The following is a 25,339-nucleotide window of genomic DNA, read 5'->3' as shown; positions in this document are numbered from 1 at the left end:
ATGAGGGTGGGCATGGCCGACGGCGAACCTCTGATACCACCGAGTGCCGTCGACGTGGACTTCTCCGACGTCGCCTGGGGAGCGGACCGCACGATGTCCGACTTCGAGACCGGGATGTGGCGGATGGAGGAGGTGCAGCCGAAGCTGCGCTCACCGATCGTCGCGGTCGACGTCCTCGACAAACCGCCGGACTGGGAGCGGCTCGTGCGTGCCCACGAATGGGCGTCGCACATGGTGCCGCGCATCCGGATGCGGGTGGTGGAGCCGACGCTGCGGCTGGGCAACCCGATGTGGTCGGTCGACCCCGAGTTCGATCTCGACTATCACCTGTCGCGGGTGCGGCTGCCGGAGCCCGCGACGTTCGACCATGCGCTGCGGATGTGCAGGCACATGGCGACGGAGCCGTTCGACCGCGCCCGGCCGCCGTGGAGCGCGATGCTCATCGAGGGGCTCGACGACGGCCGCGCCGTCTACGTCGTGAAGACGCACCACAGCATCACGGACGGTCTCGGCGGCATCCAGTTGATGACGCTGCTGCACAGCAGGCGTCCCGAACCGTCGCCGGACAAACCGGATCGGCCTGCGCCGTTGCCGGAGCAGATGTCGGGCGGCGGCGCCCTGCTCGAGCAGGCACTCGGCAACGTGCGCAGCGCCCCCAGCCGTCTCGGCGGCCTGATCCGCGGCGCGGTGCGGACGGCGATGACGATCGTCGGCGACCCGGTGGGCAGTGTCACGGAGGTCGCCGGTTACGCGAACTCGATCCGCCGGGTGGTGACTCCTCCCCCGACCACGGGTTCGGACCTGCTGCGCGACCGGGGGCTCGGACGCTGGTTCGGTGTGCTCGAGGTGAGTGTCGACGAACTGCGCTCCGCCGCCCACGTCGCGGGCGGGTCGTTGAACGACGCGTATGTGGCGGCACTGCTGGGCGGTTTCCGCCGCTATCACGAATCGTTCGGCCACGACCTCGAGACGATTCCGGTGGGGATGCCGGTGAGTATGCGTTCGGCGTCGGACCCGACCGGGGGCAACCGGTTCGCGGCGGCCCGGTTCGCCGGACCGGTCGGTGAACGCGACCCGATCGCACGGATCAAGAAGGTACGCACGATCATTCTCGGGTTGCGCCAGGAACCGGCACTCGGTCTGCTCGATTCCGCCGCCCCGATCCTGGTCCGGATCCCGACGGTGGTCCTGGCCAACTGGTACCTCTCGCAGTCGACGGGCCTCGACCTGCAGGCCAGCAACGTCGCGGGCGTGCCCGTGCCCGTGTATCTGGCGGGCGCCCGGATCGAGCGGATGTTCCCGTTCGGCCCCGCTCCCGGCTGCGCGGTCATGGCAACTCTGGTCTCCCACGTCGGCACGTGTTGCATCGGTGTCAATCTCGACACCGCCGCCGTGACCGAACCGGCGCGGTTCATGTCGTGCCTGCAGGAGAGTCTCGACGAGATCGTCGAACTCGGCCGCGGGTGAAAGGAAAGGCGCGATGGACGAGCAGACGACACGGCCACGGGTCTATCTCATCGAGACGATGAGCGAGATGGAGGACGACGTTCTCCGCACGTGGCTGGAGCGGCAGGCGAACGACTCCGGCCAGCCACCACCGACCGTCCGCGTCACCGATCAGGCCCTCGCCGATCTGGCACGGCGGAAGGACGATCCGCTGCTCACCCCACTCCGGGTGGTGTGGCTGCCGAAGGAGACGCATCCGGACGGCGCGCAGCGATTGCGGGAGACGCTGTCGCTGCGCGATCCGCTGCACCCCGGTCAGAACATGCAGCGCCGGGTGATGCGCGACGACCCGGCGCGGTGCCAGGTTCTGGAGGGCGACCCGGCCCCGCTCAGCGACCTCGAACGCCGGCTCGCCGAGAACGGGGGTGGATCCCTTCCGGATTTCATCCGCCGCCAGGCGGCGCTGACCCTCGAGCGGGCCGAGCGCACGGTGCTGGGCACGCAATACAAGGTGTCGAGGTTCGTCGTCGACGAGATCACCGACGCCAGCCGGTACCACGACGGCACCCACGAACTGTCGGCCCAATTGAATCTCCCCGTCGCCGAGGTGGATCGCCGGGCTCGCGGCGCGCTGGACGAGATGGTCGCCGCCCAGAGCCGGCGGGCCATCGCACTGTGGGATCAGTTGGGCCGCTACTTCTCCCGCGCGTATCGCCTCGACGTCGACACCACCCGGCTCGACGACCTGCGGGAGCTGAACAAGGAACATTCCCTGGTGTTCCTGCCCAGCCACCGCTCGTACCTGGACCCACTGGTGCTGCGGCCGGCGCTGCTCGCGAACGACCTTCCGCTCAACCACGTGATGGGCGGGCTGAACATCAACTTCTGGCCGATCGGACCGATCGGCAAGCGCAGCGGCACCGTGTTCATCCGCCGGAAGATCGAGGGCGACGAGATCTACAAGTGGACGCTCCGCGAGTACATGCGTTACCTGCTCACGAAACGGTTCAACCTCGAGTGGTACATCGAGGGCGGGCGAAGCCGCACGGGGAAGCTGCGGCCGCCGCGGTTCGGCCTGCTCAACTACCTCGCGAAAGCGTTCCGGGACAGCGGGATGTCCGACGTGTATCTGGTCCCGGTGTCGCTGACCTACGACCAGCTGTACGAGGTCGGGGCGATGGCGGCGGAGGCGCACGGCCAGGCGAAGAGCAAGGAGAGTCTGCGCTGGCTCTTCGGATACGTTCGGGCGCAGGGTCAACGGCACGGTGTCGCGCACGTCAACGTCGGCAGGCCGATGTCGCTGGCCGACTACCTCGGCCAGGAGGACGATCTGCGGCTGGCGGTGCAGAAGACGGCGTTCGAGGTATGCCACCGCATCAACGAGGTCACCCCTGTCACGGCGTCATCGCTCGTCATGCTCGCGTTCCTCGGCATCGAGGACCGGGCGCTCACCGTCGCCGAGGTCGGCGGCATCCTCGGGCCGCTCGTCGACTACATCACGGCGCGCTCGCTGCCGACCGCGGGCGACGTGGATCTGACGGATCCGCAGGTGATCCGCAAGGCCGTGCGCACCCATCTCGACTCCGGGGTCCTGAAAAGTTTCGACCAGGGCAGCGAGCGGGTGTTCTACCTCGGGCGCGATCAGCATCTCGTGGCAGCGTTCTACCGCAACAACACCATTCACTTTTTGGTGATGCGGGCGATCGCGGAGATGGTACTGCGCGCCGCGGTCGATCAGCAGTTCACCGACCCGCTCGAGGACGGATGGAATGCGGCGCTCCGCATCCGCGACCTCCTCAAGTTCGAATTCTTCTTCAGCGAGAAGGACAGCTTCCGGAAGGAACTGCGGGCCGAACTGGACCTGATCGACCCGGCGTGGGAGTCGAATCTGGGCGACCCTCAACATGCGGCGAACCTGTTGTCCGGGATGCGCATTCACCTGGCGCATCGGGTTCTGCAGCCGTTCCTGGAGGCGTACGCGGTGGTCGCGAGTCAGCTGCTGCGCACTCCCGTGGACCGGAAGTTCGACGAGAAGGCATTCATGACGGCGTGCCTCGCGCTCGCCGAGCAGCGACGGCTCCGGCAGCAGATCGGGAGCAGCGAGTCCATTTCGGCCGAACTCTTCACGACCGCGCTCAAGCTGGCGCGGAACCGGGGACTGGTCGAACCGAACGCCGAGAACATGGCGGCCCGGCGGGTCGAATTCGAGGCCGAACTCCAGACCTTGATCGACCAGGTGCTCCGCATCCGGGCCATCGCGCACGAGAATCTGGACCAGATGGGTGGTAGGTGAGTAGATGAGCGATCTCCGCAGTCTCCACGACGACATCGCGGCCGCCGTTCCGGGTCCGGCCACCCTCGCGGCGTTCGACCTGGACGGCACGTTGATCAGCGGGTACTCCGCAAGTGTCGTCTACCGGGACCGCCTGCGGCGCTTCGATATCAGCGTCGCCGAGCTTCTCCGCACCACGAACGCCGCGGTGGAGACCCGATTCCGAGGCGCCGATGTCGGCAACCTGATGCGCATCGGCGTGCAGAGCCTGGCCGGGCGCATGGAGGACGAGATGCAGGAGTGGGGGCAGCGGCTGTTCCGGCAGGAGATCGCGAGGATGATCTTCTCGGAGGTCCGCGGCCTGCTCGCCGCGCACCGGCACGCCGGCCACCGGGTGGTGATGGCCACGTCCGCCACCCCGTATCAGGCGCTGTCGGTGGCCGCCGACCTCGACATCGAACCCGAGGACGTGCTGTGCACCCGGCCCGCGATCCTGGACGGGATGCTCACCGGAAAGCTCGACTCGGCGCCGCTGTGGGGGCCGGCCAAGGCCGAGGCACTGCGCGAGTACGCCGACAAGCACGGCGCCGATCTGGGTGACAGCTTCGCGTACTCCAACGGCGCGGAGGATGTTCCGATGCTGAAGTCGGTGGGACATCCCGTGGCGCTGAATCCCGACCGCAAACTGGCGGCCACCGCGCGGCAGAACGGTTGGCCGTCGGTGAATCTGCGACCTCCCGAGAGCGGTGCCGACCCGATGTCCATCGCCCGCACCACCACCGCGATCGGCGCGCTGATGGGCGCCGCGGCGTTCGGCGTCTCCGCGGGCCTGCTCACCCAGAACCGGCAGACCGGAGCCAACCTGGTCGGCAGCTTCGGACCGGATCTCGCCCTCACGATCTGCGGCATCAACGTTCGTATCAAGGGCAAGGAGAACGCGTGGTCGGCCAGGCCCGCGGTCTTCATGTTCAACCACCAGAGTTCGCTCGACCTGCTGGTGATCGGCAGCGTCATCCGGCGCGACGTCACCGGCGTCGCGAAGAAGGAGGCCGCGCGCGACCCCCGGTTCATTCCCGTGGGTGCCCTCCTCGACGTCGCCTACATCGACCGGTCGGACAGCACCAAGGCGCGGGCGGCGCTCCGCCCGGCCGTGGACAAACTGCAGTCCGGCATCTCGATCGCGATCGCCCCCGAGGGCACCCGCTCACCGTCCCCGCGTCTCGGCAAGTTCAAGAAGGGCGGATTCCATCTGGCGATGCAGGCAGGAGTGCCGATCGTGCCGATCGTCATCCACAACGCCGGCGAACGGATGTGGCGGAACTCGCTCGTCGCGCACCCCGGCACCGTCGACGTCGACGTCCTCGCGCCCGTGTCGACCGACGGCTGGGACCTCGCGGATCTCGACCGGCACGTCGACGAGGTGCGCACGCTGTTCGAGGACTGCCTGCACGGCGGGCACCGCTGAAGAAGTTCTACGTTCCGGCCCTCACACTGCCGGTGAAGAAGAACGGCGCCGTGGTGCCGAAGCAGAACACGGTCACGTTGGATCCCTTCGCGAAACCACCGACTGCCCCTACACCGGCCTTGAGTCCGAAATTCGAATCCAGCGCGAAGCAGTTCCAGCTTTCCTTGTCCGGCACGTTGACGACGATCCCGCCACTGACGCTTCCTGTACTGAGTGTCGGTGATGCCGTCGCCGGGCCTGCTCCGACGAGCATCACCGGAGCGATGACGGCTGAAGCGATTGCCGTGCGGAGTGCGATCTTGTTCATTGTGCTCACCTTCGTTTGACGAGTCCCGACTCTTCGGCGAACGGTGATGCTCGCGACTGCGGGTGCAGCCACGAGTGCGGTCGTCGATCGCCGCTTACTACGCATATCGCTCCGACACCCTCGAAAAGTTTCACAATCCGCGTAGTCGACTACGCGCGACGGGTCTCGGGCCGTACGGGAGAGTCGACGTACACCGGTGGAGCGTCGATGGGAGTGAAACCATGAGCGAGACCAAGAGCGCCGAACCTCTCGACCGAATGGCTGTGCGGCGCCACCAATTTCGGCTCAGCATGCTGGTCGCCGCGATGGCCGTCGCCGGGACCCTGATCGGTTCCGTGTCCGGAGGGGCGTTCACACTGCTGAACACGTCGAATCAGGTGGAGGCGACGGTGAACCAGTCCTCGAACGAATTCCTGCGAACACAGCGGCAGCAGATCTACACGGAGTTCCTCACCGCGGCCAACGAGGTGTGCACCACCGCAGGTTCCGTGTCGGTGGCATTCGACCACTTCGAGGGCCCCGACCTCTCGGGCGTGATGCTCGAAATCCTCGGGCCGCTACCGCGGCAAAATATCGTGCTCGGCTCGAAGTTCGCGGCGGTGGAGTTGATCGGATCCGGGGCGGTAGTGGAATCGGCACGGCGAATGGTGGTCGAGTATCTGGCCGGCGCCGAGACGATCGGCTGGCTGAGCAACGACTTCGCGGCAGATGATGTCGTGTCAGCGGACGCCCTGTCCACCCGCCAGCAACAGTTCGCCGACCACTTTCAGTCCGGCAAGAGCGCCCAGGAAGACTTCCTCACCGCGGTGCGAGGCGAACTCGGCATCCCCGAGCGCGGTGACCGGCCGTAACCGGACCGAATCGGCTCGCCAGGACTCCGCTCGGTGGGCACGATGGGGAGATGTCCGCGACCGGTTCCGCATCCACCCAGCAGGCGCCCGAGCCTTCGCTGCTCCCCCGCATTTGGGCGCTCCTGCGCCCCTACCGCGGGTGGCTGGTGCTCGTCGCGGCCGCGATCGTCGTCTCCTCGCTGCTCGGCATCGTGAATCCGTTCCTCACGAAGGCCGTATTCGACCGCGCTCTGTTTCCCACCGACGGCAGCGGCGTGCACCTGACGCTGCTGCTGTGGCTGGTGGTGGCCATGATCGTGGTGACGCTGGCGGGTTCGGTGATCGGCGTCGGACAGAGTTACCTCACCACCAAAGTCGGCAACCTGTCGATGGCGGATCTCCGGGAACGCCTGTTCGCCCATCTCGAAAAGATGGAGCTGGCCTTCTTCACCTCCACCAAGACCGGCTCGATCCAATCGCGTCTGGCCAACGACGTCGGAGGCGTGCGGTCGGTCCTCACGTCCACGGCGTCGAGCATCCTCTCGAACGTCGTCACCGTCACGGCGTCGCTCGTCGCGATGCTGCTGCTGTCGTGGCAGCTGACGCTGCTCGCGGTCGCGTTGCTGCCCGGTTTCGTCTATCTGCAGCGGCGGGTCGGCGCCCGGCGGCGGGTTCTGGCGCGCAAGACGCAGGAGTCGTTGTCGGACATGACCGCGATCACCGAGGAAGCACTGAGCGTGTCGGGTGTGCTGCTGACGAAGGTGTTCAACCAGGCCGACACCGAACTGGACCGGTATCGGACCGAGAACGCCCGGCAGACGGAACTTCAGGTGCGCCAAGCCATGACGGGGCAGGGCTTCTTCGCCGTCGTGAGCTCGTTCATGGCGATCACGCCCGCTCTGGTGTACCTGCTGGCCGGGTATCTCGTCAGCGGCGGTTCCGCGGCCCTCTCCGCGGGCACGCTCGTCGCGTTCTCGACGCTGCAGGCCAGATTGCTGCAACCGCTGGTTTCGCTGATGCGGGTCACCCTCGACGTCCAGACGTCGATGGCGTTGTTCCGCCGCATCTTCGAGTACCTCGACCTGCAACCCGCGATCGTGAACCGGCCGGACGCCGTCGAACTGCCCGCGGACTCACCCGGGCGGGTGGAACTGGACGACGTGTACTTCGCGTATCCCGCGCCCGTCCGCCTGGCCACCGCGGATCCCGACCCGGTGGCTCTGCGCAGCCTGGGCCGCGGCGGTGGGGGCGGCATGCGCGGCGTCGCGACCGTCGCGCCGCGACTCCCGGCCTCGGCGGCACCCGAAGCCGCACCGGCGGAACGTCGCAGCAGGCGCTGGGCGGTCGCGGGCACGTCGCTGGAGATCGAACCCGGTCAACTCGCGGCATTCGTCGGACCGTCCGGCGCAGGCAAGACCACGCTCTGTTACCTCGTGCCGCGCCTCTACGAGGTGGACAGCGGCGCCGTCCGGGTCGACGGCCACGACGTGCGCGACCTGACCATGAGTTCACTCGCCGACGCGGTCGGAATGGTGACCCAGGACCCGTATCTGTTCCACGCCTCGATCGCCGACAACCTTCGGTACGCCAAGCCGGACGCGACGGATTCCGAATTGCAGGCGGCTGCCGCGGCCGCCAACATCCACGACCGCATCCTCGGATTCGACGACGGCTACGACACCCTGGTCGGCGAAAGAGGATTCCGCCTGTCCGGCGGCGAGAAGCAACGCCTGGCCATCGCCAGGGTGCTGCTGAAGAATCCCCGCGTACTGATCCTCGACGAGGCGACGTCCGCGCTCGACACGGTCTCCGAGCGACTCGTCCAGCGTGCCCTCGGCGAGGTGATGCGCGGACGCACCACGCTCGCGATCGCCCACCGGCTGTCCACAATTCAGCACGCCGACGTGATCTTCGTGATCGATGAGGGAACACTCGTCGAACGCGGCACGCACACCGAACTCCTTGCGCGACACGGGTTGTACGCGCGCCTCCACGCCGAGCAGTTCGGGGCCGGGCAGGTCGAGTGCCGGTGCACCGACGGCGTCCGGTTCACCGACGGCACCGTACTCCGGGCCGGCGAGGCCTAGCCGTTACAGGAACTTGCTGAACTGGTCGTTCGCCCGTTGCATCACGAAGTCGTACGGCGGCGAGAACTTGCGGGCCCACCAGTAGCCGAACCGGATGTCCGGCGACGTGTACACCAGGTACCGGTCCTTCTTGATGCCGGCGATGATGCAGGACGCCACCTTTTCGGGCGTGACAGCGCGCTTCTCGAAGCGGTGGATCGCCTTCTGGATGCGCGGATCGTCGCGGTCGACGCCTGCGATCTCGACGGTGCCCACCAGCGGCGTCTTGACCGCGCCGGGAACCACGAGGCTCACGCCGATCCCGTGCCGTTTGAGGTCGAACCGCAGGACCTCGGACACTCCGCGGAGACCGAATTTGCTTGCGCTGTAAGCCGCATGCCACGGGAGCGCCAGGAGTCCGGCGGCGGAAGAGACGTTGACCAGGTGACCGCCGCGTCCCGCCCGCACCATCGGGGGCACGAAACTCTCGATGATGTGGATCGGGCCCATCAGATTGACGTCCACCATGGACTTCCAGTGACGGTGTTCGAGATTCTCGACCGTCCCCCACGCAGAGATGCCTGCGACATTCATCACGACGTCGAGGCTGCCGAACTGTTCGTGGACATCGGCGGCGAATGCGGCAACCACGTCGTAATCGGACACGTCGAGCGCACGCGAGAAACTGACGGTGCCCCCACCGCTGCCGACTTGCTCGACCGTCTGCGCCAGGCCGACCTCGTTGATGTCGGTGAGGAACAGTTCGGCGCCCTCGGCCGCGGCCGCCAGGGCTGTTGCCTGCCCGATTCCGCTACCTGCACCCGTGATCAGGCACTTCTTGCCGTCCAGCGTCTTGATCGCCATAGCCGTGTGCGCCCCCGTCGTCACCGATCCGTGTCGGCTGGAAGTCTACGCACGCAATCTGATTGCGCGCACGCAACTGCGGCGGCACATTTGCCCGGAAATGACGCGAACCGGCCCTCGCCGGGCCGGTTCGTGACGGTTCACAACCGCTGGGTCATTTCTTCCTGATAAGTACGAATCGTCCTCTCGATCCCGTTGGCATCGTCGTCGTTTCCTCGGTGCCGGGCGTCGTCGGCGCGCTCGCGCAGAACTCGAATCGCCTTCCGAAGCTCGGCGTCACTCATTCTGTGTTCCATATCACAATCATCCCTGACGGCTTCGGTTTTGACCAGACTCGGAGGTCCGCCGCCGCTACAGAACCCCACCTGAGCTGGACAATCGTCCAGCTCGCCGAGGCGGACGGGCACCCGACCCGCAGCGGCCGTGGAACGAAACGGCGGCGCGCGGCCCGCCGCCCGTGCAGAAGGCTCTGCTTCACAGTAGTGTTCACCAAGCCCCGCGGGCCGCGAGCGACCTCTCGACGTTGCGATGCGCAACGCAACACATTGGCCCTGAACAGGGACGATAGCCACGTCGACCTCGCGGTGCACACCCCTGCGACGTTGCCAGCAAACTCTCAGTGATTGAAACGGCAACCATGCGGCCACACCCTCGGCCGCGGATTCCGATGCGAGCACATCGTCGACCGCACCGGCGCCCCCCTTGAACTTTCAACGGTAGACCGTGCGTGACGAGCACAGAGGGCGCCCGAAAGGCCGAGGATTCCCGAGCGGGCGGCGCCCGGTGATTGAAACATATATGAGATAAGCCATGCTCGAGCGAACGGCGTTTTGCCTCTATGTCCGTGAGTTATCAATCGGTTATCATCGTGGTACGGTGTCGTTCACACGACTGACGCGCGCACGAGAGAGGACCCGGCGGCTCACAATGGCAGATTTTGCTGCGCGGTTGAACAAGCTTTTCGACACGGTCCACCCTCCGGGACGTAAACCGCATACCAACGCTGAGGTCGCTGCGGCGCTGATCGCAGACGGACATCAGATCTCGAAGCCCTACATCTCTCAGCTCCGATCGGGACAGCGCACCAATCCCTCCGACGAGACGGTCGCGGCATTCGCCCGCTTTTTCAAGGTGAAGCCCGACTACTTCTTCAACGACATCTACGCCGCGAAGATCGACCACGATCTCGAGCTTCTCTCGCAACTCCAGGGATACGGACTCCGCAAGCTCTCCAGCCGCGCGTTCGACCTTTCCGAAGAGTCGCAGAATCTGCTCACCACGATGGCCGAGAAACTCCGCGCCAGCGAGGGATTGCCGGAGGTTCCGCCGGACGCGTCCCGCTGATCACGAGAGTCATTGGACGGCAACGAGTTCGACGGAGATTGTTCCGGAGATCCGCGTAGGACTCGCAACGCCGGCCTTACGACACCACCGGATTGTCCTGCCCGGCGTGTCTTCGTGGCGCATGATGGAGCAATGGTTGACAGACCGCAGCTCGGTCCCACGATCTTCGTCCTCTTCGGTGCCACCGGAGACCTGTCCAAACGCATGGTCCTCCCCGCGTTCTTCCAGCTCGCCCTGTCCGGACTCCTGAACTCCGAGTGGATGCTGATCGGCACCGGGCGGGGCAACGTCTCCGACGATCAGTTCCGCGACCACGTGCGCGACGTCGTGAACCAGTTCGGAGTGCCGCACGACGACGCCGACTGGGAACCGTTCTCCCGGCGGCTGAGATTCGCCGGCGGCGGCTTCACCCCCGACAACCCGGGAACGCTCCCCGCGGCCGTGCAGCAGGCGCGGCAGGACCTCGGCGCGGCAGATGCGCAGTTGGTCCACTACCTGGCGCTGCCACCGAGCACATTCGCCGAGACCACCCGTGCGCTCGGCGCCCACGATCTGGCCCGCGGCGCACGCGTCGTGTACGAGAAGCCGTTCGGGACTTCCCAGGAGGCGTTCACCGAACTCGACGAAGCCGTGCACCACGTCCTCGACGAGAAGCAGATCTATCGGATCGACCACTTCCTCGGCAAGGAGAGCACCCAGAACCTGCACATCCTGCGCTTCGCCAACGGGATGATCGAGGGCGTCTGGAACCGGGAACACGTCGAGCAGATTCAGATCGACGTGCCCGAGACACTCGACATCGACGACCGCGCCCGGTTCTACGACGCCACCGGCGCCGTCCTGGACATGCTCGTGACGCACCTGTTCCAGGTCGCCGCCGAGATCGCGATGGAACCGCCGGAGACGTTGGGCGCCGACGATCTCCAATCCGCACGGGAATCCGTGATCGGGGCGTTCCGTCCCCTCGATACCGCCGACGTGGTGCTCGGCCAGTACGAGGGGTACCGCGACGTCGACGGTGTCGCGGACGATTCGACGACGGAGACGTTCGTCGCCGCCCGGTTGTGGGTCGATACGGACCGCTGGCACGGGGTGCCGTTCCTCCTCCGCACCGGAAAGATGCTGGGCGTCAGCAAGCAACGGGTGAGCCTGGTCTTCCGCAGTCCCCAGGGCCCGCTCACCGACATTCCGCCGGACGGCGCAGTCCTCACCTTCGATCTGAAGGGCGACGGCGAGATCGACATCTCGATGGTCGTCAAGGAACCCGGGCCCGACGACAGCCTGTCGGTGGGCCACCTGGGGCTGCCCCTCGATACGGTGCCGCTCGGCCACGCCCTGGCACCCTATTCGCGGCTCATCCTCGACGTCCTGCACGGCGACCGGTCGCTGTTCACGCGCCCCGACGGCCTGGCCCACGTCTGGACCGTCGCCGACGCGCTTCTGCGGGACCCTCCCCCAGCCAAGCCGTATCCCGCCGGATCCATGGGCCCGCCCGAGGCCGAGGACCTCGCCGCACCCTGCGGATGGCTCGTCACCGGATCGCCGGACTGACCGGTATCACCGGTCGCTCCGGCTAGTCCGCAGCCGAGTCGGCGGTATCCGCCTGCGCGGGAGCCGGGGCCGACGTGCCGAACTCGGTGTACGCGTCCGCGAGTTCGAGCACCCATCGGCGCGGCGACATACCCTGGGGCAGCGCGATCCATTCGGTGTCGAGGACGTCCGAGGCGACCGGGTCGTCGATCCAGCGCGCGAGAATCCTGGCGCGCTCGGCCGTCGATTCCGGAAGGTCCTGTTCGTCCGTGTCGAGCATGCCCGCACCCGCCTGCAGGTACAGCGCGTCCATGACGTGGGCGACCGCGTCGGAGGCGCGGAGAACGGCCGTGCTGCCCTTGCCGTCGCCCTCCACCACTTCGGGGAACCTGGTGACGAGCACCGAATGCAGAGTGTCCATGCGGCGCAGGTCCTGCCGTGCGCGCAGCCAGGTTTCGACGAGCACCCACACGGTGCCGACCGACACGATCACGGCCGCGACGGTGTACGCCGGCGAGGAGCCGACGGTCCACGTCTGCCCGGACACCTCGCGCACCAGTCCCACGCCGGCCGCCGCCAGGACCGTCGCGGATCCGACGACGATCAGCGAGATTCCCCGGCCGAGCGGGGTCCACGCGACGTGCCGGACCCCGGTCACGACCACCGCGGTCAGCGCGATCACGATGAACACCAGCGCGGGGACGGGATATCCACCGGCAAGCCCGATTCCGACCACGACGGCGACCGTGTAGACGACGACGGCCACGGCGCGCAACGCCGCACGCGGGAGTATCGGCCACACGGAGACCGCGCCGACCGCGCTCGCGGCGGCGAACAGCGTCCATGCCAGTTCGAGGACGATCTGCGACAGCCCGGGCGCCGGGGCCACGGTGTCGAGGCGACCTGCGACGTCCGGGACGGCCAGCGTCGACGCGATTGCCGCACTGGACACGGCCACCACCATCGCCACCCGCAAAGGCGTCGGCTGACGCGCGGCGACTCGGCCGATCCGGGCACCCGCCGCCGTCCAGACGACCAGCGCAACCAGCCAGCCCATCAGCCGATCGCCTCGTCGTACCGGAGCACGGACACGGGAGTACCGCGCCCCTGCATCGTCTTCAAACGGATGAGCAGCATCGACGCGAACGTCTCGGCCTCCCACTCGGCCACCTCGTCGGACGGCTGTTCGTCTCCCCGCCGCCGCGACCGCTGGCTGAGCATGTAGGCGATCAGATCGTCGCCGGCTTCGAGGGTCGCGGCCACGATCTCCGCTCCTTCGTGTCGAAACACGATGTGACCCAACTCGTGCGCGAGCGTGCGGTCGAGGTCCGGCAGACCCGGCGCCAGCACGATCACGTCCCGGTCCGGGTACGCGCGCCGCTGGCCGCAGACCCCGGGTGCCATCGGCTTCGTGAAATCGAGTTCGATGGCACGCTGCCGTTCGCGGGCCACCGCGTCCACCACGTGCCGAAGCGTCACTGCCTCGGCTCGGGCCGCGGCGTCACACACCGCGTCCACGGCCGCCGCCACCCGACGATGAGATCTGTTCGCCCCCACGACTACACCCCTCCATTCGAAGCGGGCGGGAAGAATTCCGCCCGCGCGGCCGCGATGCGCGCCTGTTGTGCGCGAGCGCCCTTGAAGGTCAGCGCACCCGCTCCGCCTGCGCAGCACAGCAGCACGCCGACCCCACCGAGAACGGTGATCGCAGGCAACGGCTCACTGTGGACCACCGGCACCATTCCCGGCGGCGCGGCATCCGGATCGCCGTCGTCGGGCGCCTGTGCGCCGGGCGACTGTGCGTCGCTGCCCGGGGTTTCCCCGGCGGGCCGGTCCTGGGGCGCGGAATCCGTGGAACCGCTCACACCCGGGCCTGCCGCGGCGGCGCCGGGACCGGACCCGGAACCTCCTGCCGGTGCTCCCCCGGACGCCGGTGGCGCACCGGCAGGACTCCCGGGGGCCGGGGCGGCCGCAGCGTCGGAACCCGCGTCGCCGGATCCCACGTCTCCGGAATCGTCGCCTCCGGACGCGTCCGGGCGCACGACCTTCGGTTCCGCGACGGGTGGCAACACGATGGGGTTGGGCGGAACGACGACGACACGTGACGTCGAGGGAGTCGACGTCCCGGTGGGCTCAGCGGACACGGTGGGTTCCGTGGTCCCGGACGGCTCCGTGGTCCCGGACGGTTCCTGGGTCCCGGACGGCTCCGCCGTCTTGGTCGGCTCGGCCGTGTGACTGGGTTCCCGTGTCTCGCTGGGCTCTCCGCCACCGCATCCGCGCCGGCTCTCGCACGGTGGGTCGGGATCTCTGGGCTTGCCACCGCCGGGAGACCCGGCGGAACCGCCTTCGCAGCGGCCGCCGTCGCATTCGTGGTACTGAGGGCCGGCGACGGCGTCGGACGGGAACGCCGAAACAGTGATCCAGGCGAGCCCGGACAAGAAGGCCACAGCCAGCCCGACCACGGCCAGCCTTCGAAAGACACGACGCGCGCTCACCATGCACCCCCCTCGTATTCACGACACCACGTTCACGGCGACGTCGCCGCTGTCATGGTAACGAGCGAATCGAGCGGAGGTGCTGGTGGTGCCGGTGTCGGGGAACCGGCACCACCAGCGATGCCCGAGCCAGGTGGGACTCGAGCAGCTTCGGAGAACCCCTACGGGCTCGGCGTTACCGCCTGGCGGTGCGGATCGGTCGGGGCCGTCGCGATGTCGATTGGCCGGCCGGAGTTCACAGAACGTTCACCAGCAACATCGTCGCGGTGATGGTCGCGACCACCGTCGCCGGCTCCAGGAACTTCGAGATCTTGCGCATTGCCTGCATGTATTTCCACCCCGTGCGATCGACCCCTTGATGACCTACGGACAGTACACAGCATTCAGTTACCTTTTGGCAAATTGTGGTTCGGAGAGTCGCGGTCCCGCACACCGGACGACGGCACTCACCTGGGCCGGAACGCAGAAGAGGCACTCTCTCCGGACGGAGTGAGTGCCTCTTCTGTGGTGGAGCTGAGGGGAATCGAACCCCTGACCTCTTCGATGCGAACGAAGCGCGCTACCAACTGCGCCACAGCCCCGCGCGGATCCTGCGATCCGCTCGGCAAACTCTAGCAGGCAACCCGCGGAAGGAGCGAATCGCCTGCACCGACGTGGCTTTCGGCCCGGATCGGAGGGCTACTCACCGGCGGCCCGGCGCATGGTCGCCTGCTGCATCGGCTCGTCGTCGAAGTGCTCGAGATGATCGAATTCGGGGTCCTCGTCGTCCACCTCGAGGACGACGGCCCCCGGACGCCGCAACCGGGCGGGGATGAGCCGGAGTTCGTCGTCGCTCCGGGATTCGACGCCCAGCCGCGAGCGATTGAGACGCGCGGTTCGGCGACGGCGGATCTCCTGCTCGATCTGGACCTGCCGGCGCAGGTACGCCATGTAGGCGACGAGACCGGCCACGCCCGCCGCGAACGCCCACCACATCAGCGGCGAGATGATCAGCCCGAGCGCCGCCGACATGATCGTCGCGAACACCAGCCCGAGAAGCGATCGCTGCCTGAACCCGTAGCGGGCCTCGCGCGCGATCGCGTCGGCCTCGGGATCGAAGCCGCCACGCCCGCGGCGCACCGGCACGTACTCACCGACCGGTGCCCGCTCACCGTCGAAATCGTCTTCCTCTGCGTGAGTGTCCACAAGGTCCTCCGCGTCGTAGCCGTAGTGGTCCGGTTCCGGTTGCCAGTACGGGTCGCTGCGGTGCCCTGCCGCGGGTCCACGCTGCACGGGACGTTCGTCGCCGCGGTGCAGCACGCGCGTCGCGAGTGCTGCGTCACTGGTTTGCCGAATCCGGGGGCGGTTGTTCACCAGCATCGGGACCAGGACGAAGAGCCACACGACGACGAGCCCGATCCAGAGAAACGAGTTCGGCATTCGGCGACCTCCTCCCAATCGTCTACCAGCATGGATACCGCTGTTGACCCATCCAGGCTAACCGCATGAACACGCACATCTTCGCAGACGCGCCGATCCCACCATACTCAGGTGTCACATGCGTAACGCGAAAATGTGGTGCTCGACATGCGCCGAGCGGGCGAAGGAAACGATCGGGCAAAGACTCGCCGAAAGCGGAGTCCCGGCCGGGGAGCTTTTGATACCGTGAAGTAACTGCCGCATAGCTGGACGTTTGTCCATGTCCGATTCGGCGGGCAAACAAGGGTGGATTTGCCGGTCACGCGCTGACGGCGTCGGCGGTCACGCCCAGGTGGCTTTGCCACTCCGCACGAGCGAGTCCGCGACAGTGCCGGGCACGTCCTCGACGGTCATGCCGACCAGAATGTGGTCACGCCACTGCCCGTCGACGTCCAGATAGCGCGCGAGCAGACCTTCCTCGCGGAAGCCGACGTTGCGGAGCACCGCCTGGCTCGCCAGGTTCTCCGGGCGCACGGTGGCCTCCACGCGGTGCAGACCCACGGGGCCGAAGGCATGATCGAGCCCCAGTGCGAGCGCGCCCGTGGCCACGCCGAGCCCGTTGACGTCGCTGGCCACCCAATAACCGATCCACGCGGAGCGCAGAGCACCCCGCACCACGTTGCCGATCGTGATCTGGCCGCAGAAATTGCCGTCGAGTTCGATGGCCATCGGCAGCATCCGGCCCTTCCGCGCCTCCGAACGCAGACTGCTGCACAGCCCCGGCCATCCCGAAATATGATGGCGCGCTTCCCAGGGCGCCTCCCCCGTCGGCTCCCATGGTTCGAGGTGCGCGCGGTCGCGGGTGCGCAGACGGCTCCACGCGGCCGCATCACGCAACCTGATGGCGCGCACTGTGACGACGCCACCCTTCACCCGCAGAGGCCCGAGATGCGGCGGCCAACCCGGATGCTGCGTCATCCCGTCTCACACCGATGCTGTGTCATGCCGTCTCACACCGTGTCATCAGCCACGCTGCGCCAGGAACGCCACGTCCACCTGGTCACCCGTCCGCACCTCGGTGATCTCGGGTTCGATGAGGACGAGGCAGTTGGCCTCGGCCAGGGTGGCGAGCAAGTGTGAGGACGCGCCCGGCGCCCCGCCGAGAGCTTGGACGAGGTACTCCCCCGTGGCCTCGTCGCGCATGAGCTGACCGCGGAGAAAGCCCTTGCGGTTCTCGATGGACGTGATGGGCGCGACGGTGCGGGCGGTGACGATGCGGCGCATCGGCTGCCTGCGACCCAGTGCAATGCGGATCAGCGGGCGCACCATCACCTCGAACACCACCAGGGCGCTCACCGGATTGGACGGGAGCAGGAACGTCGGAACCTCGTCCCGGCCGAGCTGGCCGAAACCCTGGACCGATCCCGGGTGCATCGCGACCCGGTCGACCTCGAGGTTGCCGAGATCGGCGAGTGCGTCCCGCACGTCCTCGGACGCGCCACCGCCGACCGCACCCGCGATGACGACGATCTCGGACCGGATCAGCTGACCCTCGACCACCTCGCGCAGACGACGCGCGTCGGCGTTCGCGATACCGACCCGGTTCACGTCGGCGCCTGCGTCGCGGGCGGCGGCGGCCAGCGCGTAGGAGTTGACGTCGTAGACCTGACCGGGCCCCGGGGTCCGGTCGACGTCGACGAGTTCGCCACCGACCGAGATGACGGACAGCCGGGGCCGGGGATGCACGAGCACCTTGTCGCGTCCCACCGCGGCCAGCAACCCCACCTGGGCGGCGCCGATGATGGTGCCTGCCCGGACGGCGACGTCGCCGGGCTGCACGTCGTCGCCGGCGCGGCGCACGTAGTCGCCGGAGCGGACCGGTTTGTAGATCTTGACGCGGGCGCGGCCGCCGTCGGTGCGGTCGAGCGGGAGGACGGCGTCGGCGAGCGTCGGGAGCGGGGCGCCCGTGTCGACCTTGACCGCCTGACGGGGCTGCAGCCGGATCGGCTGCCGCGAACCCGCCGTGACCTCCCCGACCACGGGAAGGGACAGTTCCACGGGAGCACCGTCGTCGTCCCGGATGTCGGTTCCGGCAGCCTGAACGTCGACGCTACGGACGGCGTAACCGTCGATCGCGGCCTGGTCGAACCCGGGAAGCGGCCGCTCGGTGACCACTTCTTCGGCACACAGCAGCCCCTGGGCTTCGGAGATCGCCACACGGACCGGCCGCGGCGCCACCGCGGCCGCGGTCACGATCGTCTGTTGCTCCTCGACCGACCGCAAGTTCTTGCCTCCCGAGCTTCTAGGATTCCGTCCGCTTCAATCGGTCGATCAACCATTCGCGCAACGACGGGCCGTACTCTTCCATGTCCAACGCAAAGTCAACCGCAGCGCGGAGGTAGCCGCCGGGATTTCCGAGATCGTGTCTCGTGCCCCGGTGCACGACGACGTGAACGGGGTGGCCTTCCTTGATGAGGAGGGCGATGGCGTCGGTGAGCTGGAGCTCGCCACCGGCGCCGGGTTCGATTCGCCGCAGCGCGTCGAAGATCGCGCGGTCGAGGAGGTAGCGACCTGCGGCCGCGAACGTGGACGGGGCGTCCTCGATGGCCGGCTTCTCGACCATGCCGGTGACCTTGAGGACGTCGGGGTTGACGGCGTCGGGCACCGTCTCGACCTCGAAGACGCCGTACGCGCTCACCTGGTCCTTGGGGACGTCGATGGCGCAGAGCACGGTGCCGCCGCGCTTGCGGCGGACCCGGGACATCGTCTCGAGCACGCCGCGCGGCATCACGAGGTCGTCCGGGAGAAGCACCGCGATGGCGTCCTCGTCGTCGTCGAGGACCGACTCCGCGCAGCCGACCGCGTGGCCGAGGCCGAGGGGCTGGTCCTGGACGACGGACTCCACCTCGAGCAAGCCGGGAGCCTTGCGCACCTTTTCGAGCAGGTGGTACTTGCCGCTGGCCTTTAGCTTGCTCTCGAGGACGAGGTCCTCGACGAAGTGGGCGACCACCCCGTCCTTACCGGGCGACGTGACGATCACGAGCCGGCCGGCACCCGAATCGGCGGCTTCTCCGGCCACGAGTTCGATACCCGGGGTATCCACGACCGGGAGCAGCTCTTTCGGCACGGTCTTGGTCGCGGGAAGGAATCGCGTCCCCATTCCCGCTGCGGGCACGACAGCCGTGCGAAAGGCGCTGGCGGTGTGCGGGGCGGCGTCTGTCATGCCCACACCTTAACTGTGCGGACCTACCAGTCAGTCACCAAGATCCTGTCAGCTACCTCCCGGAACCCGCCGGAGACGCTGCCGGGCCGGCTCTAAGGTTGGGGCATGCACGCACGAACGAAGGACGAGTGGCGGCGCCTGGTGCTCACCGGGCGGCGTGCGCTGACCCCGGAACGCCGCACCGCCGAGGACCAGGCAATTGTCGCGCTCGTCACACGTGAAGTCACCGGCGGATCGACCGTCTGCGCCTACGTCCCCACCGCGCTCGAGCCCGGGTCACTGGACTTTCTCGAAGCCCTCAGGCGGGTCGCCGGGCGCGTCCTCGTGCCGGTCACCCGCGGTCCCGGCCCGCTCCACTGGTCCGAGTTCACGGGCGCGGACGGTCTCGCCGCCGCGAGTTACGGCCTGCGCGAACCCACCGGACCGGTGCAGGAACCCAGCGAGATCCGTTCGGCCGACACCATTTTCGTTCCCGCCCTGGCCGTCGATCGACGGGGCGTGCGACTCGGCCGCGGCGCGGGCTTCTACGACCGGACCCTCGGGCTCGCCGCCCCCGGCGCGCGGCTGATCACGGTGGTCCGCGACGAGGAACTGGTGTCCGAACTGCCGGAGGATCCTCACGACGTACGTATGGGATGGGCTCTCACCCCCGGCTCGGGCCTCGTCGCGCTCGGTGGACAAGGGGGAACGTGCGCTCCGGAATAGTTCCCTGATTAGCGTTGTTGGCACTGTCGACTGTAGAGTGCTAAAACCTGCGGTTTGACTACACAGTGCGGAGGAACCCAGTGCCCACTTATTCATATGCGTGCACGGAATGCGACAACCGTTTCGACATCGTCCAGTCGTTCAGCGATAACTCCCTGACCGTCTGCCCCGCATGCTCGGGCAAGCTTCGCAAGCTGTTCAACTCCGTCGGCATCGTCTTCAAGGGCAGCGGTTTCTACCGCACCGACAGCCGTGGCACGTCCGGAGCGGCCAGCGAGCCGGCCAAGACCGATTCCGCTCCCGCTGCCAAGTCGGACAGTTCGTCGAAGGCCTCGTCCAGCTCGTCGAGCACCGCGACCGCCGCACCGGCCAAGGCTGCTGCCAGCTAGTTCTCGCGCGTCCGCGGGTTATCCACAACTTCTCGTCCATCCACAGGCGGGCCCGTTCGGCGTACCTACGGGCCTGCCGGTCTCCTAGCGTCGAACCATGTCGTTCGACCCTGCCCAGACCGGCCACAACCGGTCGAACCGCGCACACCGAAGCCTGAGCCCGTCGTGGGCCGACCGGCTGTCGGATCTCGCTCATCCAGGTTGGGCCCGCACCCTCGCCGCCAGGCGCGTCCTTGCCGCCGCACTCGTCTGCCTCGCGCTGGCCCTTCTCGCCCGCGGGGACCCCGGCTCCGCCCGCTCCGCGGTCGTGGTGGCGGCACGGGATCTGCCACCCGGTGTCGTCCTCACGGACGCCGACGTGGAACTGGTCGAGTTCGAGGCCGGGAGCCTGCCCGACGGAGCCGTCACCGCCGTTGCCGATGTCGACGGACGCACCCTCGCCGGACCGACCCGCGCCGGTGAAGCCCTCACCGACGTCCGGGTACTGGGACCGCGTCTGGCCGCTGCCGCAGCCGGGATCGACGACGCGCGGATCGTTCCCGTCCGGCTCGCCGACCCGGCCGTCACGGAACTCCTGCGTGAGGGTGATCGCGTCGACGTGCTCACGGTCGATCCCGGCACACCATCGGATCCGGACCGGCGGTCCGGCGCCACCGTCCTGGCGTCCCGCGCCGTCGTCGTGCTGGTGACACCGTCCGAGAACGGGCGTGACCAGCGCGAACGAGTGGTGATGCTGGCGCTTCCGGCCTCCGACGCCACCACGGTGGCCGCGGCATCCCTCACGAACGCGATCACCGTGACCTTTCAGTGACCCGCCACGCGGCGCCGCGCTGATCTAGGCTTTTCCGGGAGACAGTGCTGGATGACTTGCCACCCACTCGAGGAGACGTCGACATGCTCAAGGGATTCAAGGACTTCCTGCTCCGGGGAAACGTCCTCGACCTCGCCGTCGCGGTCGTAGTCGGAGCCGCGTTCACCGCCATCGTCACATCGTTCACCAACAACGTGATCAATCCGTTGATCGCCGTTGCGGGCGGCGCCAACGACCTGGGCTGGGGCTATCAGATCCTCGCCGACAACCCGGCCACCTTCATCAACATCGGTGCCGTCATCACGGCCGTGATCAACTTCGTGATCATCGCCGCGGTCGTGTACTTCATTCTCATTGTCCCGGCCAACGCCGCGAAGAAGCGTTTCATCACCGAACCCGCAGACAAGAAGGCAAGCGAGGCCGACCTGCTGATCCAGATCCGCGACATCCTCGAAGCGAGCCTCCAAACCGACGGGGCGGCAACGAGTTCCGACGGAGCGCACGCCATGCCCGCGGAGAAGGCTGCGAAGCTCGAGCAGACCCGCGAATAGCGTTTCGACGACTCCGGGCCCGTGCAGCAGGTGCTTGCACGGGCCCGGAGTCATGGGTGGAACGAATATCAGCCGATGCTGAAGGGCTGTCCCCACAGCGTGACGGTGCTGCTCACGTTGTCCGTCTCCACGGACACGTTCACGTACGACCGCGCCTGCGCGTAGCCGGCGCAGCCGCTCACGCCGAGGGTCGATTCGGCCCAGGTGACCGAGCCGTCGGTACCCTCGAAGCTGTTGTATGCCGAGTGCGACTCTCCGCCGTAGGCGTCGGCCGCCTCGAGGTCGAGGATGTCGACGCTGACCGCCTCACCGGGGCCGAGGGTTACGGCACCACTGCCGCTGGGCGTAACGGGAATGGACGTGGCGGCCCCGGTCACGAGGTCCGCGAGGTTCCCCGAGTCGACGCCCGCGCCGGCTTCTGCACCGAAGTCGACCTGGCACGCAAGCACGTAGCCGGGCTGGATGTCCGCACCGGTCGCTCCGGCGCCTTCCAGGTGAACTGCGGCCTTGCCGTTGACCCAGACGTTGCGGTGCAACGGCGTCGAACCCATCGACGGCGAAATGTTCGCACTCTCGTCCGTCAGGTTCACCGTCACCACGGTGCCGTCAGCCAACGTCTGCGTGATCGAACCACCGGGCAGCGGAATGAACGTATCGGCATTCGCCGCACCGACGGAGAAGAAGCCCATGGTCGCGGCAGCAGCGGCACCGACTGCCGCCAGACGCACACCGTTCTTACGGTTGATGATCATTGTTCCCTCTCAGGGATAGAAACCTCGCACACGCGAGAAAGTGGGTGGGAAGAACTGCGAAAGAGACCGAAATCAGCCGATGCTGAACGGCGCACCGTACAGAACGGTCTTCGAGTAGTCGTTACCCACGATCTCCACGACCGAGTACGACCGAGCCTGCGCGAATCCACCGCACTTCTGAACCTGCAGCTCCGCATCCTGGTACTGCAGCGCGTACACGCCGTCCTTCTTGATGTCCTTCGCCGCGATCGGCACGTACTTGACCTCACCCGAGTTCAACGGAACCGACAGCCCGAGGCTCGGCGTCAACGAAGACAGATCCGCAGAGAACGACGGGCTCGCCGACAGACCGGTGATGTCCACCTGGCAACCCACGATGTACCCGGTCGACACCCGCGAAACACCATGCGTCGTCGACGCATTCGTACCGTTGTAGGTACCCGCATTGTTCGTCGTGGCATTCGCGTCCGGAACCTCGGTGACCTCCTTGATGCCCTTGACATCAGCAGTCACAGTTCCCGACACCCACGCCACACGACCGGCGCCATTGGCAGCCAACGACGGCGACGACAGAGCGCTCTCCGCGGTACGCGTCACCGTCACATTCGGGCCGGCCTTCGAACCATCGGGCAGCGGGATGAAAGTATCCGCGCTCGCCGCACCAGTAGACATCAAACCGAGTGCAACAGCCGCAGCAGCACCCAGGCCTGCAATACGGGCGCCACGGCGCAGGCCGGACTTGCGGTTCTCGCTCATTCGTTCCCCTCATCAGGCGTAGCTGCTCCGACCTTCGGAGAAAGCCCAACCACCTAGTGACGGTCCAAAGTTAGAGCATTCGAGTCCGAAACGTAATATCCAGAAGGGCGCATTTACGTAAGCGTTACCGTACATAAAGGAGCGTTATTTGCGTGTAATAGCGCATCTTGAACGCCAAAAATCGGGGCGCGGGTATTCCCGCGCCCCGATTCCGGGGTATTTCCTACTTGTTTATGGAGAAGGCAATCAGCCGATGCTGAAAGGCTGTCCCCACAGGGTGACGTTGCTGCTCACGTTGTCGGTGCTGACCGCGACCTTGACGTAGCTGCGCGCCTGGGCGTAGCCGGCGCAGCCGCTCACGCCGAGGGTCGAGTCGGCCCAGGTGACCGAACCGGTCTTACCCGTGAACTTGTTGCCGCCGGAGTGCGACTCTCCGCCGTAGGCGTCCTTCTTCTCGAGGTCGAGAATGGTGACGTTCTTGGCCTGGCCGGGGCCCAGGGTGATGGCACCGTTGCTCTTGCCGGCCAACGGGCCGGACACAAGGTTGCCGCTCTCGTCATCGATGGTCATCTTGCTGCTGGCGCCGGCGTCACCCTTGGCGCCGAAGTCGACCTGGCAGGCGAGGATGTAACCGGGGGTGATGGTGGCACCCTTGGCGCCGGCACCGTCCAGCGTGACTGCGGCCTTGCCGTTGACCCAGACGTTGCGGTGCAACGGCGTCGAACCCATCGACGGCGAAATGTTCGCACTCTCGTCCGTCAGGTTCACCGTCACCACGGTGCCGTCAGCCAACGTCTGCGTGATCGAACCACCGGGCAGCGGAATGAACGTATCGGCATTCGCCGCACCGACGGAGAAGAAGCCCATGGTCGCGGCAGCAGCGGCACCGACTGCCGCCAGACGCACACCGTTCTTACGGTTGATGATCATTGTTCCCTCTCAGGGATAGAAACCTCGCACACGCGAGAAAGTGGGTGGGAAGAACTGCGAAAGAGACCGAAATCAGCCGATGCTGAACGGCGCACCGTACAGAACGGTCTTCGAGTAGTCGTTACCCACGATCTCCACGACCGAGTACGACCGAGCCTGCGCGAATCCACCGCACTTCTGAACCTGCAGCTCCGCATCCTGGTACTGCAGCGCGTACACGCCGTCCTTCTTGATGTCCTTCGCCGCGATCGGCACGTACTTGACCTCACCCGAGTTCAACGGAACCGACAGCCCGAGGCTCGGCGTCAACGAAGACAGATCCGCAGAGAACGACGGGCTCGCCGACAGACCGGTGATGTCCACCTGGCAACCCACGATGTACCCGGTCGACACCCGCGAAACACCATGCGTCGTCGACGCATTCGTACCGTTGTAGGTACCCGCATTGTTCGTCGTGGCATTCGCGTCCGGAACCTCGGTGACCTCCTTGATGCCCTTGACATCAGCAGTCACAGTTCCCGACACCCACGCCACACGACCGGCGCCATTGGCAGCCAACGACGGCGACGACAGAGCGCTCTCCGCGGTACGCGTCACCGTCACATTCGGGCCGGCCTTCGAACCATCGGGCAGCGGGATGAAAGTATCCGCGCTCGCCGCACCAGTAGACATCAAACCGAGTGCAACAGCCGCAGCAGCACCCAGGCCTGCAATACGGGCGCCACGGCGCAGGCCGGACTTGCGGTTCTCGCTCATTCGTTCCCCTCATCAGGATTCGTGCAGGTTCCCAGCCCCGACGATCGAAGCTGAGGAGTGGTCCATTTCGGGCCCAGCGCAGTATTCGGAGCAAAGGTGTCCGCAGCGTTAACTACAGAAGTCCAGTTGCCCGAATTTCGACGCTAGAGACACACCTCACAAGGAGGCCGTCCGGGCGACGACGTGGCACCACGCCCCGCCCTCCATCTTCGTACTGACTCGTCAGGGACATTAACCTGCGCTAAGAACCTGAGCAACGTGATCAGCTCGTGACGCAATTGTGATGTGCCTCACAAAGTTGAAAACGAAACGTTACCTACGGGTAGCCCCGCTTTGGAATCGCGTGAATGAAAGCGGTCGTACCAGTGACTTTCCGAGCGCGAGTTTTTCCGTTACTGCAGACAACACTTAGATTCATCCAGATTTCAATCACGCATTCACCCATGGTG

The 25,339-nt window shown here is 66.8% G+C and carries 25 protein-coding genes and 1 tRNA gene; 11 read left to right on the top strand and 15 right to left on the bottom strand.

Features of this window, described 5'->3' with window-relative positions:
* The first annotated feature begins 12 nt into the window (after nt 1-12).
* Genes JWS14_RS30930 through JWS14_RS30920 form a run of 3 tightly spaced genes read left to right on the top strand, consistent with a single transcriptional unit; the run spans nt 13 to nt 5,183 of the window.
* A complete protein-coding gene (locus JWS14_RS30930) occupies nt 13-1,467 on the top strand; it encodes a wax ester/triacylglycerol synthase domain-containing protein (protein ID WP_095861219.1) in 1,455 nt (484 codons plus the stop codon).
* A gap of 13 nt (nt 1,468-1,480) precedes the next feature.
* On the top strand, nt 1,481-3,739 hold the full coding sequence (locus tag JWS14_RS30925) for a glycerol-3-phosphate 1-O-acyltransferase (RefSeq protein ID WP_095861220.1): 2,259 nt from the start codon (nt 1,481-1,483) through the stop codon (nt 3,737-3,739).
* A 4-nt stretch (nt 3,740-3,743) separates the two neighbouring features.
* A complete protein-coding gene (locus JWS14_RS30920) occupies nt 3,744-5,183 on the top strand; it encodes an HAD-IB family hydrolase (RefSeq protein ID WP_072941150.1) in 1,440 nt (479 codons plus the stop codon).
* Nucleotides 5,184-5,190: 7 nt separating this feature from the next.
* Here the strand turns inward: JWS14_RS30920 and JWS14_RS30915 are convergent, their stop codons facing one another.
* The gene (locus JWS14_RS30915) at nt 5,191-5,490 is read right to left on the bottom strand and encodes a hypothetical protein (protein WP_095861221.1); all 300 of its coding nucleotides are present in this window, start codon (nt 5,488-5,490) and stop codon (nt 5,191-5,193) included.
* A gap of 221 nt (nt 5,491-5,711) precedes the next feature.
* Here JWS14_RS30915 and JWS14_RS30910 point away from each other — a divergent pair, with 221 nt between their 5' ends.
* Complete coding sequence (locus tag JWS14_RS30910) at nt 5,712-6,341, top strand: hypothetical protein (protein WP_072941153.1); 630 nt, start codon at nt 5,712-5,714, stop codon at nt 6,339-6,341.
* A gap of 50 nt (nt 6,342-6,391) precedes the next feature.
* Nucleotides 6,392-8,407, top strand: coding sequence for an ABC transporter ATP-binding protein (locus JWS14_RS30905; protein ID WP_095861222.1), 2,016 nt, complete (start codon nt 6,392-6,394; stop codon nt 8,405-8,407).
* 3 nt (nt 8,408-8,410) lie between these two features.
* Here the strand turns inward: JWS14_RS30905 and JWS14_RS30900 are convergent, their stop codons facing one another.
* Together JWS14_RS30900 and JWS14_RS30895 are read right to left on the bottom strand one after the other, a co-directional pair.
* Entirely contained in the window at nt 8,411-9,250 is an 840-nt protein-coding gene (locus tag JWS14_RS30900; protein ID WP_072941158.1) for an SDR family oxidoreductase, read from the bottom strand.
* A 140-nt stretch (nt 9,251-9,390) separates the two neighbouring features.
* Nucleotides 9,391-9,534 carry a hypothetical protein gene (locus JWS14_RS30895; protein ID WP_005561362.1) on the bottom strand — a complete coding sequence of 48 codons (144 nt, stop codon included), beginning with the start codon at nt 9,532-9,534 and terminating at the stop codon, nt 9,391-9,393.
* 643 nt (nt 9,535-10,177) lie between these two features.
* Between JWS14_RS30895 and JWS14_RS30890 the strand changes: the two genes are divergently transcribed.
* Both JWS14_RS30890 and JWS14_RS30885 read left to right on the top strand, forming a co-directional pair.
* Nucleotides 10,178-10,594 (top strand): helix-turn-helix domain-containing protein, encoded by a 417-nt coding sequence (locus JWS14_RS30890; RefSeq protein ID WP_005238699.1) that lies wholly within the window; start codon nt 10,178-10,180, stop codon nt 10,592-10,594.
* A gap of 132 nt (nt 10,595-10,726) precedes the next feature.
* Nucleotides 10,727-12,145, top strand: coding sequence for a glucose-6-phosphate dehydrogenase (locus JWS14_RS30885; RefSeq protein WP_072941161.1), 1,419 nt, complete (start codon nt 10,727-10,729; stop codon nt 12,143-12,145).
* Nucleotides 12,146-12,167: 22 nt separating this feature from the next.
* Here the strand turns inward: JWS14_RS30885 and JWS14_RS30880 are convergent, their stop codons facing one another.
* The 8 genes from JWS14_RS30880 to JWS14_RS30845 all read right to left on the bottom strand — a co-directional run bounded on the left by JWS14_RS30880 (nt 12,168) and on the right by JWS14_RS30845 (nt 19,240).
* A complete protein-coding gene (locus JWS14_RS30880; protein WP_095861223.1) occupies nt 12,168-13,181 on the bottom strand; it encodes a hypothetical protein in 1,014 nt (337 codons plus the stop codon).
* A complete protein-coding gene (locus tag JWS14_RS30875) occupies nt 13,181-13,681 on the bottom strand; it encodes an ImmA/IrrE family metallo-endopeptidase (RefSeq protein ID WP_095861224.1) in 501 nt (166 codons plus the stop codon). The genes JWS14_RS30880 and JWS14_RS30875 overlap by 1 nt, the downstream gene beginning before the upstream one ends.
* A 2-nt stretch (nt 13,682-13,683) precedes the next feature.
* Complete coding sequence (locus JWS14_RS50270) at nt 13,684-14,268, bottom strand: hypothetical protein (protein WP_241031520.1); 585 nt, start codon at nt 14,266-14,268, stop codon at nt 13,684-13,686.
* 856 nt (nt 14,269-15,124) lie between these two features.
* A tRNA-Ala gene (locus JWS14_RS30865) sits at nt 15,125-15,200 on the bottom strand.
* 97 nt (nt 15,201-15,297) lie between these two features.
* On the bottom strand, nt 15,298-16,038 hold the full coding sequence (gene sepX, locus JWS14_RS30860) for a divisome protein SepX/GlpR (RefSeq protein WP_095861226.1): 741 nt from the start codon (nt 16,036-16,038) through the stop codon (nt 15,298-15,300).
* Between the two features lie 321 nt (nt 16,039-16,359).
* Nucleotides 16,360-16,995: a GNAT family N-acetyltransferase gene (locus JWS14_RS30855; protein ID WP_015889441.1), complete on the bottom strand. Its 636-nt coding sequence runs from the start codon at nt 16,993-16,995 to the stop codon at nt 16,360-16,362.
* Between the two features lie 45 nt (nt 16,996-17,040).
* Nucleotides 17,041-18,300: a molybdotransferase-like divisome protein Glp gene (glp, locus tag JWS14_RS30850; RefSeq protein ID WP_095861227.1), complete on the bottom strand. Its 1,260-nt coding sequence runs from the start codon at nt 18,298-18,300 to the stop codon at nt 17,041-17,043.
* Between the two features lie 19 nt (nt 18,301-18,319).
* Nucleotides 18,320-19,240, bottom strand: a complete 921-nt coding sequence (locus tag JWS14_RS30845; protein WP_072941172.1) for a UTP--glucose-1-phosphate uridylyltransferase — start codon at nt 19,238-19,240, stop codon at nt 18,320-18,322.
* A 105-nt stretch (nt 19,241-19,345) separates the two neighbouring features.
* Here JWS14_RS30845 and JWS14_RS30840 point away from each other — a divergent pair, with 105 nt between their 5' ends.
* From JWS14_RS30840 to mscL, 4 genes are all read left to right on the top strand, one after another.
* Nucleotides 19,346-19,945, top strand: coding sequence for a 5-formyltetrahydrofolate cyclo-ligase (locus JWS14_RS30840; protein ID WP_072941174.1), 600 nt, complete (start codon nt 19,346-19,348; stop codon nt 19,943-19,945).
* A gap of 80 nt (nt 19,946-20,025) precedes the next feature.
* Entirely contained in the window at nt 20,026-20,334 is a 309-nt protein-coding gene (locus JWS14_RS30835) for an FmdB family zinc ribbon protein (RefSeq protein WP_072941177.1), read from the top strand.
* 97 nt (nt 20,335-20,431) lie between these two features.
* Entirely contained in the window at nt 20,432-21,145 is a 714-nt protein-coding gene (locus JWS14_RS30830; protein ID WP_095861228.1) for an SAF domain-containing protein, read from the top strand.
* A gap of 83 nt (nt 21,146-21,228) precedes the next feature.
* Entirely contained in the window at nt 21,229-21,696 is a 468-nt protein-coding gene (mscL, locus tag JWS14_RS30825) for a large conductance mechanosensitive channel protein MscL (protein WP_072941183.1), read from the top strand.
* Nucleotides 21,697-21,764: 68 nt separating this feature from the next.
* Here the strand turns inward: mscL and JWS14_RS30820 are convergent, their stop codons facing one another.
* From JWS14_RS30820 to JWS14_RS30805, 4 genes are all read right to left on the bottom strand, one after another.
* Entirely contained in the window at nt 21,765-22,448 is a 684-nt protein-coding gene (locus JWS14_RS30820) for an MspA family porin (RefSeq protein ID WP_095861229.1), read from the bottom strand.
* Nucleotides 22,449-22,520: 72 nt separating this feature from the next.
* A complete protein-coding gene (locus JWS14_RS30815) occupies nt 22,521-23,204 on the bottom strand; it encodes an MspA family porin (RefSeq protein WP_095861230.1) in 684 nt (227 codons plus the stop codon).
* Between the two features lie 246 nt (nt 23,205-23,450).
* Nucleotides 23,451-24,134, bottom strand: coding sequence for an MspA family porin (locus tag JWS14_RS30810; protein WP_095861231.1), 684 nt, complete (start codon nt 24,132-24,134; stop codon nt 23,451-23,453).
* A gap of 72 nt (nt 24,135-24,206) precedes the next feature.
* Nucleotides 24,207-24,890 carry an MspA family porin gene (locus JWS14_RS30805; protein WP_095861230.1) on the bottom strand — a complete coding sequence of 228 codons (684 nt, stop codon included), beginning with the start codon at nt 24,888-24,890 and terminating at the stop codon, nt 24,207-24,209.
* Nucleotides 24,891-25,339: the final 449 nt, after the last annotated feature.

This window comes from Rhodococcus koreensis (assembly GCF_017068375.1).
Lineage (GTDB): Bacteria > Actinomycetota > Actinomycetes > Mycobacteriales > Mycobacteriaceae > Rhodococcus_F > Rhodococcus_F koreensis.
The sequence above is the reverse complement of the archived record's forward strand: the minus strand, read 5'-3'. Positions and strand labels throughout refer to the sequence as shown.